This is a genomic window from Pseudomonas sp. MS15a(2019), assembly GCF_013277805.1.
Classification (GTDB): domain Bacteria; phylum Pseudomonadota; class Gammaproteobacteria; order Pseudomonadales; family Pseudomonadaceae; genus Chryseomonas; species Chryseomonas benzopyrenica.
In genome coordinates this window covers 1-15,385 of sequence record NZ_VBTN01000017.1, presented here as the reverse complement: position 1 = coordinate 15,385, position 15,385 = coordinate 1, and the positions used below count along the sequence as shown (strand labels likewise).

13 protein-coding genes are annotated in these 15,385 nt (G+C 64.8%); 11 read left to right on the top strand and 2 right to left on the bottom strand.

All coding sequences use genetic code 11. The features are described 5' to 3' along the window. Positions 1–36 precede the first annotated feature (36 nt). Both FEZ61_RS22750 and FEZ61_RS22745 read right to left on the bottom strand, forming a co-directional pair. A complete protein-coding gene (locus FEZ61_RS22750; protein ID WP_017642392.1) occupies positions 37–597 on the bottom strand; it encodes a response regulator transcription factor in 561 nt (186 codons plus the stop codon). A 16-nt stretch (positions 598–613) separates the two neighbouring features. Further along, positions 614–1,873: an ATP-binding protein gene (locus FEZ61_RS22745; RefSeq protein ID WP_017642393.1), complete on the bottom strand. Its 1,260-nt coding sequence runs from the start codon at positions 1,871–1,873 to the stop codon at positions 614–616. Positions 1,874–2,051: 178 nt separating this feature from the next. Here FEZ61_RS22745 and FEZ61_RS22740 point away from each other — a divergent pair, with 178 nt between their 5' ends. The 11 genes from FEZ61_RS22740 to FEZ61_RS22690 all read left to right on the top strand — a co-directional run bounded on the left by FEZ61_RS22740 (position 2,052) and on the right by FEZ61_RS22690 (position 15,168). Continuing rightward, positions 2,052–2,759, top strand: a complete 708-nt coding sequence (locus FEZ61_RS22740) for an SIMPL domain-containing protein (protein ID WP_017642394.1) — start codon at positions 2,052–2,054, stop codon at positions 2,757–2,759. Positions 2,760–3,005: 246 nt separating this feature from the next. Next, complete coding sequence (locus FEZ61_RS22735; RefSeq protein WP_173150442.1) at positions 3,006–4,604, top strand: ABC transporter substrate-binding protein; 1,599 nt, start codon at positions 3,006–3,008, stop codon at positions 4,602–4,604. Positions 4,605–4,674: 70 nt separating this feature from the next. Further along, on the top strand, positions 4,675–6,273 hold the full coding sequence (locus FEZ61_RS22730) for an ABC transporter substrate-binding protein (RefSeq protein ID WP_173150440.1): 1,599 nt from the start codon (positions 4,675–4,677) through the stop codon (positions 6,271–6,273). Positions 6,274–6,315: 42 nt separating this feature from the next. Next, positions 6,316–7,908 carry an ABC transporter substrate-binding protein gene (locus FEZ61_RS22725; RefSeq protein ID WP_173150438.1) on the top strand — a complete coding sequence of 531 codons (1,593 nt, stop codon included), beginning with the start codon at positions 6,316–6,318 and terminating at the stop codon, positions 7,906–7,908. A 145-nt stretch (positions 7,909–8,053) separates the two neighbouring features. Beyond that, positions 8,054–9,472 (top strand): OprD family outer membrane porin, encoded by a 1,419-nt coding sequence (locus tag FEZ61_RS22720; RefSeq protein ID WP_017642398.1) that lies wholly within the window; start codon positions 8,054–8,056, stop codon positions 9,470–9,472. A gap of 360 nt (positions 9,473–9,832) precedes the next feature. Then, the gene (locus FEZ61_RS22715; protein ID WP_017642399.1) at positions 9,833–10,843 is read left to right on the top strand and encodes an ABC transporter permease subunit; all 1,011 of its coding nucleotides are present in this window, start codon (positions 9,833–9,835) and stop codon (positions 10,841–10,843) included. Between the two features lie 22 nt (positions 10,844–10,865). Next, on the top strand, positions 10,866–11,777 hold the full coding sequence (locus FEZ61_RS22710) for an ABC transporter permease subunit (protein ID WP_017642400.1): 912 nt from the start codon (positions 10,866–10,868) through the stop codon (positions 11,775–11,777). Further along, complete coding sequence (locus tag FEZ61_RS22705) at positions 11,774–12,805, top strand: ABC transporter ATP-binding protein (RefSeq protein WP_017642401.1); 1,032 nt, start codon at positions 11,774–11,776, stop codon at positions 12,803–12,805. The genes FEZ61_RS22710 and FEZ61_RS22705 overlap by 4 nt, the downstream gene beginning before the upstream one ends. Further along, entirely contained in the window at positions 12,792–13,817 is a 1,026-nt protein-coding gene (locus tag FEZ61_RS22700) for a peptide ABC transporter ATP-binding protein (RefSeq protein WP_173150436.1), read from the top strand. Before FEZ61_RS22705 ends, FEZ61_RS22700 begins: the two co-directional genes overlap by 14 nt. Positions 13,818–13,923: 106 nt before the next feature. Next, positions 13,924–14,343, top strand: a complete 420-nt coding sequence (locus FEZ61_RS22695) for a GNAT family acetyltransferase (protein WP_017642403.1) — start codon at positions 13,924–13,926, stop codon at positions 14,341–14,343. A gap of 354 nt (positions 14,344–14,697) precedes the next feature. Further along, the gene (locus FEZ61_RS22690) at positions 14,698–15,168 is read left to right on the top strand and encodes a helix-turn-helix domain-containing protein (RefSeq protein ID WP_017642404.1); all 471 of its coding nucleotides are present in this window, start codon (positions 14,698–14,700) and stop codon (positions 15,166–15,168) included. Positions 15,169–15,385 lie beyond the last annotated feature (217 nt).

Here is a 15,385-nt window from a genome sequence, read left to right as displayed (position 1 = left end):
ACTCATCGTCCATGGCCGGTGGACGATGAGGCTCGCTCAGCGGCGTACGGGGCGCTTCTGCAGCTTGCGCTGTAGGGTACGGCGGTGCATGCCCAAGGCGCGGGCGGTCGCCGAGATGTTGCCTTCGTGCTCGGACAGTACCCGCTGGATGTGCTCCCACTGCAGGCGATCCACCGACATGGGATTGTCTGGTACCAGGGTGTCGAGATCGGCGTGCTGGGCGAGCAGGGCAGCCAGGACGTCGTCGGCATCAGCCGGCTTGCACAGGTAGTTGGTGGCGCCGCGCTTGATGGCTTCCACGGCGGTGGCGATGCTGGAATAGCCGGTCAGCAAGACCACGCGCATGTCCGGATGCAATTCCAGCAGCTTGGGCAGCAGCACCAGGCCCGAGTCGCCTTCCATCTTCAGGTCGACCACGGCGTAGTCCGGCAGGTCGTCCTTGGCCAGCTGCAGGCCTTCTTCGGCGCTGTCGGCGATGGACACGCGCAGGCCGCGACGGTCCATGGCGCGGGCCATCACCCGGGTAAAGGTAGGGTCGTCGTCGACCAGCAGGATATGGGGCTGGTCGTCGAAACCGCTGTTGAGGTCGTCAGTCATAGAATTCTCCAGGCATTCACGCCAGGGCGTAGTGCCGCGGCAGGCGCAATTCGGTCAGGGTGCCGCCTTCTTCGTGATTGTAGAGCTTCACCGTGCCACCGGCGCGGGTGACGCTGGCCTGGCTGAGGAACAGGCCCAGGCCGAAGCCCTTGCCCTTGGTGGTGAAGAAGGGCTTGCCCAGCTGCTCGGCGATGGCCAGAGGCACGCCGGCGCCATGGTCGCGGATCGACAGGCATAGCTCGCGGGCATCCCAGTGCAGACGGATGGCCAGGTTTTCCGGGCAGGCGTCGGCGGCATTGTTGAGTAGATTCAGCAGCGCCTGGGTAAGTTCGACCGGCGGCGTCAGCCGCGGCGGCGTGCCCAGACTGACCACCTCGAAACTGTAGCTGGCTTCCGGGCGCATCAGGTGCCAGCGATCCATGGTCGCCTCTAGCCACTCCACGGCGGTCTGTTCCTGCACCGTCTGCCGGCGGTCGGCCTCGGCGGCGCGCACCAGTTGCTGCAGGGTCTGCTTGCACTGGCCGACCTGCGCCTGCAACAGCTTGAGGTCCTCGCTCAGGGTCGGCTGATTGGCATGCTCCTGCTGCAATTCCTTGAGCAGCACGCTCATGGTAGACAGCGGCGTGCCCAGTTCGTGGGCAGCGCCCGCGGCCTGGGTGGCCACCGCCAGCAGTTGCTGGTCGCGCATGGCTTGCTCGCGGCGCTGGGCCTGCAGATTTTCCTGCTCGCGCAGGGCAGTGGCCATCCTCGCGACGAACAGGGTGATGACGGCGGCGGACAGGGCGAAGCTCAGCCACATGCCGTAGCTGAGCACCGCACCGTCGTTGGCCACCAGCAGATGCAGCGGCTCGTAGGAGAGCAGCATCAGCGAGAAGACCACCAGGGTCAGGGCCGCCAGCACCAGGGTGTAGAGCCAGGGCAGCGTGGCCGCGGCGATGGTCAGGGGCACCAGGTAATAGGAGGCGAAGGGGTTGGTCGGACCTCCGGCGAAATACAACAGGGCGCTGTGGATGGCCAGGTCGCAGCCCAGGTGCGCGGCATATTCCTGCTCGGTGACCGGCCAGGGGCGGGTCAGCCGCAGGGCGGCGAACAGGCAGAGCACCGCCGAGACGCCCAGGGTGATGGCCAGGGCCGTCCAGGGCAGCTGGACGATGCCCGACAGCCGGGCGATGCCGACCGAGCCGGCCTGGGCGGCCAGCACCAGCACGCGGATAAGCACCAGGCGCCCGAGATTCTGGCGATTGGCGGACAACCATTGAACGGGCAAGGAGAACATGCGAGGTTCCAGGCGCAAGAAACGATCGAGACGGCAGCCCCTGGCGGGCCTGCCCGTCAGAGCAGACTCGCCATTATAGCGAGAGCCGTTCGCCCTCAGCCGCCGACGCGGCAAAGCGACGCACCAACCGGCGGGTCTGAGGTCACACCGCTGTCGTACCGCCAATCAGGAGAACACCATGACCCCTTCCCTACGCCCGCTCGCGCTGGGCGCCGCCCTGTTCAGTGCCCTGCTCGCCACCGGCGTCCAGGCCGACGAACCGCGCTACAACCAGATCAGCCTGAGGGCCGAGGTCAGTCGTGAAGTGCCGCGCGACCGCATGCAGGTCATGCTCTATACCGAAAGCCAGGGCCAGGATCCGGCGGCCCTGGCCAGCGACACCACCAAGACCCTCAACGCGGCTCTAGAACAGGCACGCAAGGTCAAAGGCGTGGATGTCTCCCTGGGCAATCGCAACACCTATCCGGTCTACGAAGATCAGGGTCGGGCGATCAACGCCTGGCGCGAGCGCGGTGAACTGCGCCTGGAAAGCGCCGACTTCGCCGCCCTGTCCAAGCTGACCGGCGAACTGCTGGGCAGCCTGAAGATGGGCAATCTGCAATTCACCATCGCCGACGGCACCCGCAAGCAGCAGGAGGACGCCCTGTTCAAGGACGCCGTGGCCGCCTTCAAGGCACGCGCCCAGTTGGCCACCGAGGCCCTGGGTGGCTCGGGCTATCGCATCGTCAATCTGGACCTGGGCACCAGCGGTGTTCCCCAGCCGCTGCCGATGCTGCGCATGTCGGCGATGAAGGCCGCCAGTGATGCCGTGACCCCTGACGTCGCCCCGGGCACGACCACTGTCGAAGTGACGGCAGGCGGTACCATCGAAGTACAGATGCCCTGATCTAGTGCAGAAAAGTAACAATGCTGTCTCGGTGCGCACTTTTGGTGCGCACCGATTTCTAGTTGCGACACCTCGTCTTACATCTTTGCGACATCTGTTTTGTGTTTGGGTCACCTTGGGTCAATAGCTCGCCTGAGCTATGGACATGGGCATAAGCTGTGCATGTGGGCTCATTTGTCCACAAGACACCGGCATTCTGTTTCGCAACGCCACATCGTGTTGCGCCGTCCCCGACATGAGGTCTCCATGCACAAGAACGTACTCGCTGCCCTCTTCGCTTCCGGTCTGCTGGCCGGCGCACCCCTGGCCCAGGCGGCCAACCTGGTGTTCTGCTCCGAAGGCAGCCCCGCCGGCTTCGATCCGGCGCAATACACCACTGGCACCGACTGGGACGCCTCGGCCGAGACCGTGTTCAACGAACTGGTGCAGTTCGAGCGCGGCGGCACCCAGGTCAAGCCTGGCCTGGCCGAAAGCTGGGACATCAGCCCGGACAGCAAGACCTACACCTTCCATCTGCGCCAGGGCGTGAAGTTCCATACCACCGACTACTTCAAGCCGACCCGCGACTTCAATGCCGATGACGTGGTCTTCACCTTCCAGCGCATGCTGGACAAGAACCAGCCGTTCCGTAAGGCCTATCCCACCGAGTTCCCCTACTTCACCGACATGGGCCTGGACAAGAATATCGCCAAGGTCGAGAAGGTCGATGAGCACAGCGTGCGCTTCACCCTGAACGACGTCGACGCGGCCTTCCTGCAGAACGTCGCCATGCCTTTCGCTTCGATCCTGTCCGCCGAGTACGCCGATCAGCTACTCAAGCAGGGCAAGGCCGCCGATATCAACCAGAAACCGGTCGGCACAGGGCCCTTCGTCTTCAGCCGCTACCAGAAGGATGCGGTGATCCGCTTCAAGGCCAACCCCAGCTACTGGGACAAGGAAGACGGCCCCAAGGTGGACAACCTGATCTTCTCCATCAACACCGATCCTTCCGTACGCATCCAGAAACTCAAGGCCGGCGAGTGCCAGATCACCGCCTACCCGCGCCCGGCCGACCTGGAAGGTCTGAAGAAGGACGCCAACCTGCAGATGCCGTCGCAGCCCGGCTTCAACGAAGGCTGGCTGGGCTTCAACGTCAAGCACGCGCCGCTGGACAAGATCGAGGTGCGCCAGGCGCTGGATATGGCTATCAACAAGAAGGCCATCATCGACACCGTCTACCAGGGCGCCGGTCAGGAGGCGGTCAATGCCATGCCGCCGACCCAGTGGTCCTATGACACCTCGATCAAGGCGGTGCCTTACGATCCTGCCAAAGCCAAGGCCATGCTGGAGAAGGCAGGCGTCAAGGAAGGCACCGAGATCACCCTCTGGGCCATGCCGGTGCAACGCCCCTACAACCCCAATGCTCGCCTGATGGCCGAGATGATCCAGCAGGATTGGTCCAAGGTCGGCGTCAAGGCCAGGATCGTCAGCTACGAATGGGGCGAGTACATCAAGCGTGCCCATAACGGCGAGCACGACAGCCTGTTGATCGGCTGGAGTGGCGACAACGGTGACCCGGACAACTGGTTGGGCACCAACTTCGGCTGCGACGCGGTCGGTGGCAACAACTTCTCCATGTGGTGCTACAAGCCCTACGAGGATCTGATCCAGGCTGCCAAGCGCACCACCGACCAAGCCAAGCGTACCGAGCTCTACCAGCAGGCTCAGAAGGTCATCATGGAGCAGCGCCCGCTGGCGCCCATCGCCCATTCGACCCTCTATATGCCCATGCGCAAAGAGGTCCAGGGCTTCAAGATCAGCCCCTTCGGACTGAACCAGTTCTACGGCGTCAGCGTCAGCAAGTGAAGCCGCTTGGCCAGGGTCGGGAGCTAGACTCCCGGCCTTGGCCGTTCATTTGACTGATGGAGTGAGACCCATGCGCCTTCCCTACGCCTACTCGTTGCTGGCGGCGAGCCTGCTCGCCTGCGCTCCCGTGGCCCAGGCCGCGAGCAATCTTGTCTATTGCTCGGAAGCCAGCCCGGCCGGTTTCGATCCGGCGCAATACACCTCGGGTACCGAATTCGATGCCTCGGCCGAAACGGTCTTCAACCGCCTGGTGCAGTTCCAGCGTGGCGGCACCACCCTGGAGCCGGGCCTGGCGACCCAATGGGACGTGAGCGCGGATGGCAAGACCTATACCTTCCACCTGCGCCAGGGCGTGAAATTCCACACCACCGACTACTTCAAGCCCACGCGCGACTTCAACGCCGACGACGTGGTCTTCACCTTCCAGCGCATGCTGGATAAAAACCAGCCGTTCCGTAAGGCCTATCCCACCGAATTCCCCTACTTCACCGACATGGGGCTGGACCAGAACATCGCCAAGGTGGCCAAGGTCGACGACCACACCGTGGTCTTCACCCTGAACAAGGTGGACGCCGCCTTCGCCGCCGACTTGGCGATGAGCTTCGCCTCCATTCAATCGGCCGAATACGCCGATCAGTTGCTCAAGGAAGGCAAGCCCGAGCTGCTCAACCAGCAGCCCATCGGCACCGGTCCCTTCGTCTTCAGTCGCTACCAGAAGGATGCGGTGATCCGCTTCAAGGGTAATCCGGACTACTGGAAGCCCGAGGACGTCAAGCTCGACAACCTGATCTTCGCCATTACCCCCGATGCCGCTACCCGCCTGCAGAAGCTCAAGGCCAACGAGTGCCAGGTCAGCGGCTATGCGCGCCCGGCGGATCTGGTGGAGATGAAGCAGGATCCTCATCTCAAGGTGCTGCAGCAGCCAGGTTTCAACGTCGGCTTCCTCGCCTACAACGTCCAGCATCCGCCGCTGGACAAGCCCGAGGTGCGCCGCGCCCTGGACATGGCCATCAACAAGCAGGCCATTGTCGACACCGTGTTCCAGGGCGCTGGCCAGGTGGCGCAGAACGTGATCCCGCCCAACCAGTGGTCCTACGGCAAGAGCATCAAGGGCGCGCCCTATGATCCGACCAAGGCCCGCGCCCTGCTCAAGCAGGCCGGGATCAAGGACGGCACCGAAATCGCCCTCTGGGCCATGACCGTGCAGCGCTCTTCCAACCCCAACGCCCGCCAGTCGGCGCAGATGATCCAGCAGGACTGGGCCAAGGTCGGCATCAAGGCCAAGATCGTCAGCTACGAATGGGGCGAATACATCAAGAGAGCCAAGGCCGGCGAACACGATGTCCTGACCTATGGCTGGACCGGTGACAACGGCGATCCGGACAACTGGCTGGGCGTGCTCTATGGCTGCAGCGCCATCGGCGGCAGCAACTATGCGCGCTGGTGCGACAAGGACTACGACGCCCTGATCCAGCAGGCCAAGACCAGCAACGATCGCACCGAGCGCACCCGTCTCTACGAGCAGGCGCAACAACTCATTCGCCAGCAGATGCCGGTGAGCCCCATGGCCCATTCGGTGGTGTCCCAGCCCATGCGCAAAGAAGTGCAGGGCTTCAAGATCAACCCCTTCGGCGTCACCGGTTTCTATGGCGTAAGCCTCGACCGCTGATCCTGTCCGGCCCGCCTGGCGGGCCTTCACGAGGAGCCTTCCGTGTCCAAACCGCTATTCTCGCTGTCTCTCGCCGCCCTCCTCTGCCTGACGGCCAATGCCGCCCTCGCCCGGCCCCTGGTGGTCTGCACCGAGGCCAATCCGGAAGGCTTCGATCCGGGTCGCTACACCTCCGGCTATACCTTCAATGCCTCGGCCACGCCGCTGTACAACCGCCTGGTGGAATTCAAGCAGGGCACCGCCGAGCTGGAGCCGGGCCTGGCCGAAAGCTGGGAGGTCTCCGCCGATGGCCTGCAATACACCTTCGCCCTGCGCCAGGGGGTGAAATTCCACACCACCGATTACTTCAAGCCCAGCCGCGACTTCAACGCCGACGACGTGGTGTTCAGCTTCGAGCGCATGCTCGACAAGAACAATCCCTGGTACAACCTCTCCCCCAGCGGCTATCCCTATGCCGCGGCCATGGAGATGGGCACCCTGATCAAGTCCATCGACAAGGTGGACGACAGCCATGTGCGCTTCACCCTCAACCAGCCCGAGGCGCCCTTCCTCGCCGACCTGGCCATGGCCTTCGGTTCGATCCTGTCCAAGGAATACGCCGACAGCCTGCTCGCCAGCAAGAAGACCGACGACATCAACCAGAAGCCCATCGGCACCGGCCCCTTCGTCTTCCAGCGCTATGCCAAGGATTCCAATACCCGCTACAAGGTCAATCCGGACTACTTCGGCAAGAAGCCGCAGATGGATGGCCTGGTGCTGGCGGTGACCCTGGATCCCAACGTGCGCATCCAGCGGGTGCGCAACAACGAGTGCCAGATCGGCCTGACGGTCAAACCGCAGGACGTGCCGATGCTCAAGCAGGACAAGAGCCTCAAGCTGGCCCAGGTGGAAAGCCAGACCACCTCCTTCCTGGCGATGAACACCCGGCACAAGGCGCTGAGCGACGTACGGGTCCGCCAGGCCATCGCCATGGCCTTCGATCAGCAGAACTACCTGAAGACGGTGTTCGGCGAAGGCGGTGCCAAGGCGGCGATCAATCCCTATCCCTCTTCGCTGCTGGGCTACGCCAAGGACATCAAGCCCTGGCCCCATGATGTGGAAAAAGCCAAGGCGCTGCTCAAGGAAGCCGGCTACACCGACGGCCTCACCCTCAAGTACTACATCAGCACCGGCAGCGGCCCGGGCGGCAGTCCGGCCCTGGTGGCCCAGCTGATCCAGGGTGACCTGGCCAAGATCGGCATCAAGGCCGAGATCACCCAGTTCGAGTGGGGCGAGTTCGTCAAGCGCACCAAGGCCGGCGAGCACGACCTGATGATGATGAGCTGGACCGGCGACAACGGCGATCCGGACAACTTCCTCACCACCAACCTGAGCTGCGCTGCGACTGAAAGTGGCGAGAACCGCGCCTTCTGGTGCGACAAGGCCTTCAACGACGCCATCGAAAAGGCCAAGCGCATCAACGACCCGGCCCAGCGCACGGCGCTGTATGAGCAGGCCCAGCAGATCTTCCACCAGCAGATGCCCTGGATTCCGCTGGCGCATCCGCTGTTCACCGACGTCCTGCAACCCAAGGTGCAGGGCTATGTGCAGAGTCCGTTGGGGGTCTACGACTTCTCCACGGTGACCCTCGACTGATCGGCACCTGATGCCGTAAGCGACCGGGCCCGGGCGGCCCGCCCCTCGACCTTTCCCGCCTCGCGCCGTGTTTCGGCGCGACGGGTTCGGTCGTGCCGGAAAACGCCCAGATAACAGAAAAAACGATAGCTTTGGAGCACCTTCTATGACCAACGTCCACCGTGGAGGCCTCGCCCTCTCCCTGCTCACCCTGGCCCTGACCGCCCACGCCCAGTCCCCGGCGCCGGAAGATCCCAGCTACGCCAACGAGGTCCAGACCCTGCCCAACGTGCAGAAGCCGGTGAAGGGCCAGGCAGGCGCCAAGGGCTTCTTCGCCGATGACAGCCTGACCCTGACCACGCGCAACTTCTTTGCCCGCGAGACCAGCTCCGATCCGGTCTTCAGCTACAGCAAGAACGGCACCCGGGTGCGCACCCACTCGCGCAATACCTGGGTCCAGGCCACGGCGCTCAAGTACAGCTCCGGCTACACCCAGGGTCCGGTGGGCTTCGGCATCGACGTGGCCGGCTACCAGGCCACCAACCTGGAGCGCGGCAAGGGCCAGATCGGTGGCGGCGGCAACCGCACCCTGGCCAACGCCGAGGGTGAGGGCCATGCCGAGTGGTCCAAGCTGGGCATCGCCGATGCACGCTTCCGCGTCTCCAACACCGAACTCAAGATCGGTCGTTTCATGCTCGACACCCCGGTGATCAGCTACAACGACAACCGCCCCTTCCCCTCCGGTTTCGACGGTTTCGCCCTGACCAGCGATGAATGGGACAACCTCTCGCTGCAGGGCGGCAGCTTCACCCGCGTCAGCCCGCGGACCGGCGCTGGCGATGAGAAGTGGACCACCGAGTACGGCACCCGCGAGGTCACCGCCGACCGCCTGAGCTTTCTCGGCGGCAACTACAAGCTGCCCCAGGGCTGGGAGGTCAGCGTCTATGGCGCCAACTTCGAAGACGTCTGGAACCAGTACTTCCTGAGCGTCACCCAGGCCGGCGGCAACCTCGACACCTTCGCCTGGAAGGCGGTGGCCAACGCCTATCGCACCGTCGACGCCGGCAGCGCCAAGGCCGGCGACATCGACAACACTGCCTGGAGCCTGGCGTTCACCGGCAGCCACCAAGCCCACAGCCTGACTCTGGCCTACCAGCAGATCGACGGCAACGAGTACTTCGACTACGCCCACGAGACCGCGGCCATCTACCTGGCCAACTCCCTGGTCTCGGACTACAACGGCCCCAACGAGAAGTCGCTGCAGATCCGCTACGAGACCGACTGGAGCTACTTCGGCGTGCCCGGTCTGAGCACCGGCGTCTGGTACGCCAAGGGCTGGGACATCGACGGCACCCACTACGACGCCGGCGCCGGCAAGTACGCCAACTATGCGGAAGTCCTGCAGCAGGATGGCGAGAAGCACCGCGAGATCGGCCTGGTCACCACCTACAAGGTGCAACAGGGCACGCTCAAGGACAGCCGCTTCCGCCTGCTGCTGACCGATCACCGCGCCAGCCAGAATCAGGTCGACGGCAACGTCAAGGAGCTGCGCCTGGTCTCCACCCTGCCGTTCAACCTGCTGTGACGGCCATGCCCGGCAGATTTCTCGCGGCGCCCGGCATCTGGCGGGGATCGCGTCGCGAACACCGGCGAAGCCCCGGCCATGTCGAGGATATCGACGCCCGTGGCAACGTGGTAGTCTGCCGGGTTTGGAGCGCTGGCCCAGAGCGCTCTTCGAACCTACTCGTAGGATCGAACGAGCCTGCTGCCCGCAGGTGGCGTTCGGTACGGACCAGGATGGTCCCTTCAGGGATGAATCCAGACCCACAAGGTCTGAGAGTCAGAGCAAAAGCTCTTTAGCTTTTGCGCGGGCTCTCACTTAAAAACGCGGCCGGGCATGTACTCGCGCCGTCTTGATCAGCCTCAAGAGGAGATACCCCCTCCGATGCTCGCCTTCATCGCCCGTCGCTTCGGGCTGCTGATACCGACGTTCTTTGGCGTCACCCTGCTGACCTTCGCCCTGATCCGCCTCATCCCCGGCGATCCGGTGGAAGTCATGATGGGCGAACGCCGCGTCGATCCGCAGATGCACGCCGAAGCCATGCACCGCCTGGGCCTCGACAAGCCCCTGTACCAGCAGTATTTCGACTACATCGGCAATCTCGCCCAGGGCAACCTCGGCGAATCCCTACGCAGTCGCGTCGGGGTCTGGGACGAATTCCTGACCCTGTTCCCGGCCACCCTGGAACTCTCGGTGGCGGCCATGCTGTTCGCCACGGTCTTCGGCGTGCTGGCCGGCATCATCGCCGCCCTCAGGCGCGGCTCCACGGTGGACCACGGGGTGATGGGCGTGGCCCTGACCGGCTATTCGATGCCGATCTTCTGGTGGGGCCTGCTGCTGATCATGCTGTTCTCGGTGCAACTCGGCTGGACCCCGGTCTCCGGTCGCCTGGACCTGCTCTACGACATTCCGCCGCGCACCGGCTTCATGCTCATCGACACCCTGCTCTCCGATGAGCCCGGCGCCTTCGTCGATGCCCTCAAGCACCTGATCCTGCCGGCCATCGTGGTGGGCACCATTCCCCTGGCGGTAATCGCCCGCATGACCCGCTCGGCCATGCTCGAGGTCCTGCGTGAGGACTATGTGCGCACCGCTCGCGCCAAGGGTCTGTCGCCAGGCCGAGTGGTCTTCGTCCACGCCCTGCGCAATGCCCTGATCCCGGTGTTGACGGTGCTCGGCCTGCAGGTCGGCAGCCTGCTCTCCGGCGCGGTGCTCACCGAGACCATCTTTTCCTGGCCCGGCATCGGCAAGTGGCTGATCGAGGCCATCGGCGCCCGGGACTACCCAGTGGTGCAGAACGGCATCCTGCTGATCGCCACCCTGGTCATCCTGGTCAATTTCGTCGTGGACATCCTCTACGGCCTGGTCAATCCGCGCATCCGCCACCAGCGTTGATGCGCCCATACGGACAGAGCCTATGACAACGGTAAACACCCCGGCCGCTCAAGACCCGAGCGCCCTCTATCCCTCTCCCTTCAAGGAGTTCTGGCACGCCTTCGCCCGCAACAAGGGCGCCCTCGGTGGGCTGGTCTTCATGGTCATCGTGGTGTTCTGCGCGCTCTTCGCGCCCTGGGTCGCACCCCATGCGCCCAGCGAGCAGTTCCGCGACTTCATGCTCACCCCGCCGCTGTGGCTGGACGGTGGCAACAGCCAGTTCCCGCTGGGCACCGACGAGCTGGGGCGTGACCTGCTCAGCCGACTGATCCACGGCGCCCGGCTGTCGCTGCTGATCGGCCTGGCCTCGGTGGTCTTCTCGCTGATCCCCGGCATCCTGCTTGGGCTGGTCGCCGGCTTCTCGCCCAACCGCGCCGGTCCGGTGATCATGCGCCTGATGGACATCATGCTGGCGCTGCCCTCGCTGCTGCTGGCCGTGGCCATCGTCGCCATCCTCGGCCCAGGCCTGATCAACACCGTGGTGGCCATCGCCATCGTCTCGCTGCCCTCCTATGTCCGCCTGACCCGCGCCGCGGTGATGGGCGAACTGCATCGCGACTACGTCACCGCCTCGCGACTGGCCGGCGCCGGCACCCTGCGCCTGATGTTCGTCAGCGTGCTGCCCAACTGCATGGCGCCGCTGATCGTCCAGGCCACCCTGAGCTTTTCCTCGGCGATCCTCGATGCCGCCGCCCTGGGCTTCCTCGGCCTCGGCGTGCAGCCGCCCACCCCCGAGTGGGGCACCATGTTGGCCTCGGCCCGCGACTACATCGAGCGCGCCTGGTGGGTGGTGACCCTGCCGGGTCTCGCCATCCTCTTCACCGTGCTGGCCATCAACCTGATGGGCGACGGCCTGCGCGATGCCCTCGATCCGCGTCTGAAGGTGCAGTCATGAGCCTCCTCGAAATCCAGAACCTCTCGGTGCGCTTCGGTGGCACCGACGCCCCGCCGGTGGTGGAAGGCCTCGATCTCACCGTGGATCAGGGCGAGATCGTCGCCATCGTCGGCGAATCCGGCTCCGGCAAGTCGGTGACCATGATGGCCGTGATGGGCCTGATCGATCACCCCGGCCGCATCACCGCCGACCGCCTGGCCTTCGACGGCCAGGACCTGCTCAGCCTCAAGGGCCGCCGCCGGCGGCACCTGATAGGCAAGGAGCTGTCGATGGTCTTCCAGGACCCGATGACGGCGCTCAACCCCAGCTACACCGTGGGCTTCCAGCTGGAAGAGGTGATCCGCCAGCACCTGGGCCTCAAGGGTCGCGCCGCTCGCCAGCGCGCCCTGGAATTGCTGGAAAAGGTCGAGATCCCGGCCGCGGCCAGTCGCCTCGGCGCCTATCCGCACCAGCTGTCCGGGGGCATGAGCCAGCGCGTCGCCATCGCCATGGCCATCGCCGCCGAGCCGCGCCTGCTCATCGCCGACGAACCCACCACCGCCTTGGACGTGACCATCCAGGCGCAGATCATGGAGCTGCTGGTCAATCTGCAGCGCGACGAGGGCATGGGCCTGATCCTCATCACCCACGACCTCGCCGTGGTGGCCGAGACCGCCCAGCGCGTGGTGGTGATGTATGCCGGTCAGGCGGTGGAGAAAGGCGTGGTGCCGACGCTGTTCGACGCCCCCGCCCATCCCTACACCGAAGCTCTGCTGGCGGCCATTCCCGAACACAGCCAGACCGACCGCCTGCACACCCTGCCCGGCATCGTCCCCGGTCGCTACGACCGGCCGGCCGGCTGCCTGCTCAGCCCGCGCTGCCCCTATGTGCAGCCGCGCTGCCAGGAGCGCCCGGCGCTGGAGCCCTACGATCGCGGGGCGGTGCGCTGCTTCTTCCCGCGCAACGTAGCGCCCGGCGAGGTGCCCGAGGTGCTGCCCGAACATCAACGTCCCAGCCAGTTGCCGGAGGATCGCCATGGCGCCGTCTGAAGCCACCGTCCTCGCCCGCTCCACCCCTGCGGAGCAGGCGCCCGAGCACCTCGTGCTCGAAGCCAAGGGCCTGACCCAGCACTATCAAATCTCCCGCGGGCTGTTCAAGGACAATGCCACGGTCAAGGCGCTCAACGGCGTCTCCTTCGACCTGCAGGCCGGGCGCACCCTGGCCGTGGTGGGTGAGTCCGGTTGCGGCAAGTCGACCCTGGCCCGTGCCCTGACCCTGATCGAGCAGCCCACCGCCGGCAGCCTGGTCATCGGCGGCCAGGACGTGGCCAACGCCGACGCCGCCCGCCGCAAGGAACTGCGCCGCGAGGTGCAGATGGTGTTCCAGAACCCCTACGCCTCGCTCAATCCGCGGCGCAAGATCGGCGACCAGCTGGCCGAACCGCTGCAGATCAACACTAGCCTGTCCCGCAGCGAAAGACGCGAGAAGGTGCAGGCGATGATGCAGCAGGTGGGCCTGCGTCCGGAGCACTACCAGCGCTATCCGCACATGTTCTCCGGTGGCCAGCGCCAGCGTATCGCCGTGGCCCGCGCCATGATGCTGCAGCCCAAGGTGCTGGTGGCGGACGAGCCGACCTCGGCGCTGGACGTTTCCATCCAGGCGCAGGTGCTCAATCTGTTCATGGATCTGCAGCAGCAGTACCGGACCGCCTATGTGTTCATCTCCCACAACCTCTCGGTGGTGCGCCATATCGCCGACGAGGTGATGGTGATGTACCTGGGCTGCATCGTCGAAAAGACCAGTCGCGACCTGCTGTTCGAGCGGCCCCTGCATCCCTATACCCAGATGCTGCTGTCGGCCACCCCGAGTCTGCACCCGGATCAGAGCAAGCCGCGCATCCGCATTCAGGGCGAACTGCCCAATCCGCTGGATCCGCCACCCGGTTGCGTCTTCCACCGTCGTTGCCCCTATGCGACGGAGAAGTGCAAGACCGAGGTCCCGGCGTTGCGCAACGTGGAAGCCCGCCAGGTGGCCTGCCACTATGCGGAGAACTTTCTCTAGCTGGAAAAGCTGATCGCGGCCATGGGCCGCTCCTACAGGGTGTACCGTAACCTGTAGGAGCGGTCGCTACGGCGCACCGCCATGGCCGCGATGGAGATCCCGCCCCATGCACATCCGCCCCTTCCAGTCCGCCGACACCGATGCCCTGGTCAGCCTCTGGCAGGCCTGTGATATGACTCGCCCCTGGAACGATCCCTACCGTGACATCCAGCGCAAGCTTGCCGAGCAACCCGAGTTGTTCCTGGTGGGCGAGGTGGACGGCACCCTCATGGCCAGCGTCATGGTCGGCACCGATGGCCATCGCGGCTGGCTCTACTACCTGGCGGTGGCACCGGAGCATCAGCGGCGTGGCCACGCCCGGCGGCTGGTGGCGACTGCCGAACAGCTGCTGAGCGAACGCGGCTGCCCCAAGCTGCAGCTGATGGTGCGGCGGGACAATGCGGCAATCATCGGCTTCTATACGGCCTTGGGTTATGTGGAAGCCGAGGTCATCACCCTGGGCAAGCGGCTGATCGCCGACGATTAGGGTGGAAGGCGGCGAAGCCCTGTCCGCTGGCGATACTCAACGCCCAGTGGAAAACGCCCAGCGGCTTTCCACGCTACGGACCGATAGCGTCCGTAGCGGAGGTAACGGCGCAGCCTTACCCCCGCGGAGTCGAACCTGCTGTGGAAATCCCTGGACGGTTTTCACCGCGTGTAGCCGGTGTAGAGTGGATGGACAGGGAAGACCCTGTGAGGAGACGGGCTTCCGCCTTCCCTGTTAGCGAGGCCGTCAGGTCCCTGTCACCTCGCTGTCAGGCTGCTGTCGGGTTGTCGTCGTGTCGGACAGAAGGCCCTGCGGCTAGGCTTTTGCTCGTCCACCACCGCTGGAGAAACCGAGATGCAACTGCCTAACAAGATCAAGGAACACCGCCTGGCCCGAGCGTGGTCGCAAGAGCAGCTGGCTGAACTCGCGGGCATCAGCACCCGTACGGTGCAACGCATCGAAAATGGCGAGCAGGCCAGTCTGGAGACCCTGAGCGCCCTGGCTGCCGTTCTGGAAATCAGCGTTGCCGACCTGACAGGGCAAGCCACTCAAGCAGTGGGATCCGCTGCAGACGAGCGAATCGCGAATGCCCGTGAACAGGTCGCCGCCGAGATCGGCTTCTATTGGCAGGTGCTGCGCGGCCTGGTCATCTGTGTCTTTCTCTATGTGCTCAATCGCGCGACCTCGCCTGAGAGCCACTGGTCCCTGTGGGTCGCCGCCATCTGGGGAATTCTGTTGCTGGGTCGTGGCATCCAGACCTTCTTCCTGCGCGACAGGATCGCCCTCTGGCAGCACGCCCGGCTGCAAAAGCTCTTGCGGAAGTAGGAAAGGCCACCGATCGGTACCAGCGTTAGGCGCAGCTGAACCGCCTAGCTGGTCATGGCGCTGCTACTGGGCAGCCAGACCTTCGGGGCAGGCGGCGCCGTTGGGCTTCGCTGCGCTCAGCGCCAACCTACGGGTGTGTCATCAAACCGCCGTAGATACCATCTCTCCCATCAATCACAACAGGTCCTCTAAAGGGCCTGTCGTGGTTGATAAGGTC

What these genes read in the sequence shown, in the direction of transcription:
- FEZ61_RS22740 (WP_017642394.1), top strand. Translation starts at nt 2,052, where the DNA reads ATGACCCCTTCCCTACGCCCGCTCGCGCTGGGCGCCGCCCTGTTCAGT.
- FEZ61_RS22730 (WP_173150440.1), top strand. Translation starts at nt 4,675, where the DNA reads ATGCGCCTTCCCTACGCCTACTCGTTGCTGGCGGCGAGCCTGCTCGCC.
- FEZ61_RS22695 (WP_017642403.1), top strand. Translation starts at nt 13,924, where the DNA reads ATGCACATCCGCCCCTTCCAGTCCGCCGACACCGATGCCCTGGTCAGC.
- FEZ61_RS22735 (WP_173150442.1), top strand. Translation starts at nt 3,006, where the DNA reads ATGCACAAGAACGTACTCGCTGCCCTCTTCGCTTCCGGTCTGCTGGCC.
- FEZ61_RS22700 (WP_173150436.1), top strand. Translation starts at nt 12,792, where the DNA reads ATGGCGCCGTCTGAAGCCACCGTCCTCGCCCGCTCCACCCCTGCGGAG.
- FEZ61_RS22745 (WP_017642393.1), bottom strand. Translation starts at nt 1,873, where the DNA reads ATGTTCTCCTTGCCCGTTCAATGGTTGTCCGCCAATCGCCAGAATCTC.
- FEZ61_RS22720 (WP_017642398.1), top strand. Translation starts at nt 8,054, where the DNA reads ATGACCAACGTCCACCGTGGAGGCCTCGCCCTCTCCCTGCTCACCCTG.
- FEZ61_RS22705 (WP_017642401.1), top strand. Translation starts at nt 11,774, where the DNA reads ATGAGCCTCCTCGAAATCCAGAACCTCTCGGTGCGCTTCGGTGGCACC.
- FEZ61_RS22750 (WP_017642392.1), bottom strand. Translation starts at nt 597, where the DNA reads ATGACTGACGACCTCAACAGCGGTTTCGACGACCAGCCCCATATCCTG.
- FEZ61_RS22710 (WP_017642400.1), top strand. Translation starts at nt 10,866, where the DNA reads ATGACAACGGTAAACACCCCGGCCGCTCAAGACCCGAGCGCCCTCTAT.
- FEZ61_RS22690 (WP_017642404.1), top strand. Translation starts at nt 14,698, where the DNA reads ATGCAACTGCCTAACAAGATCAAGGAACACCGCCTGGCCCGAGCGTGG.
- FEZ61_RS22715 (WP_017642399.1), top strand. Translation starts at nt 9,833, where the DNA reads ATGCTCGCCTTCATCGCCCGTCGCTTCGGGCTGCTGATACCGACGTTC.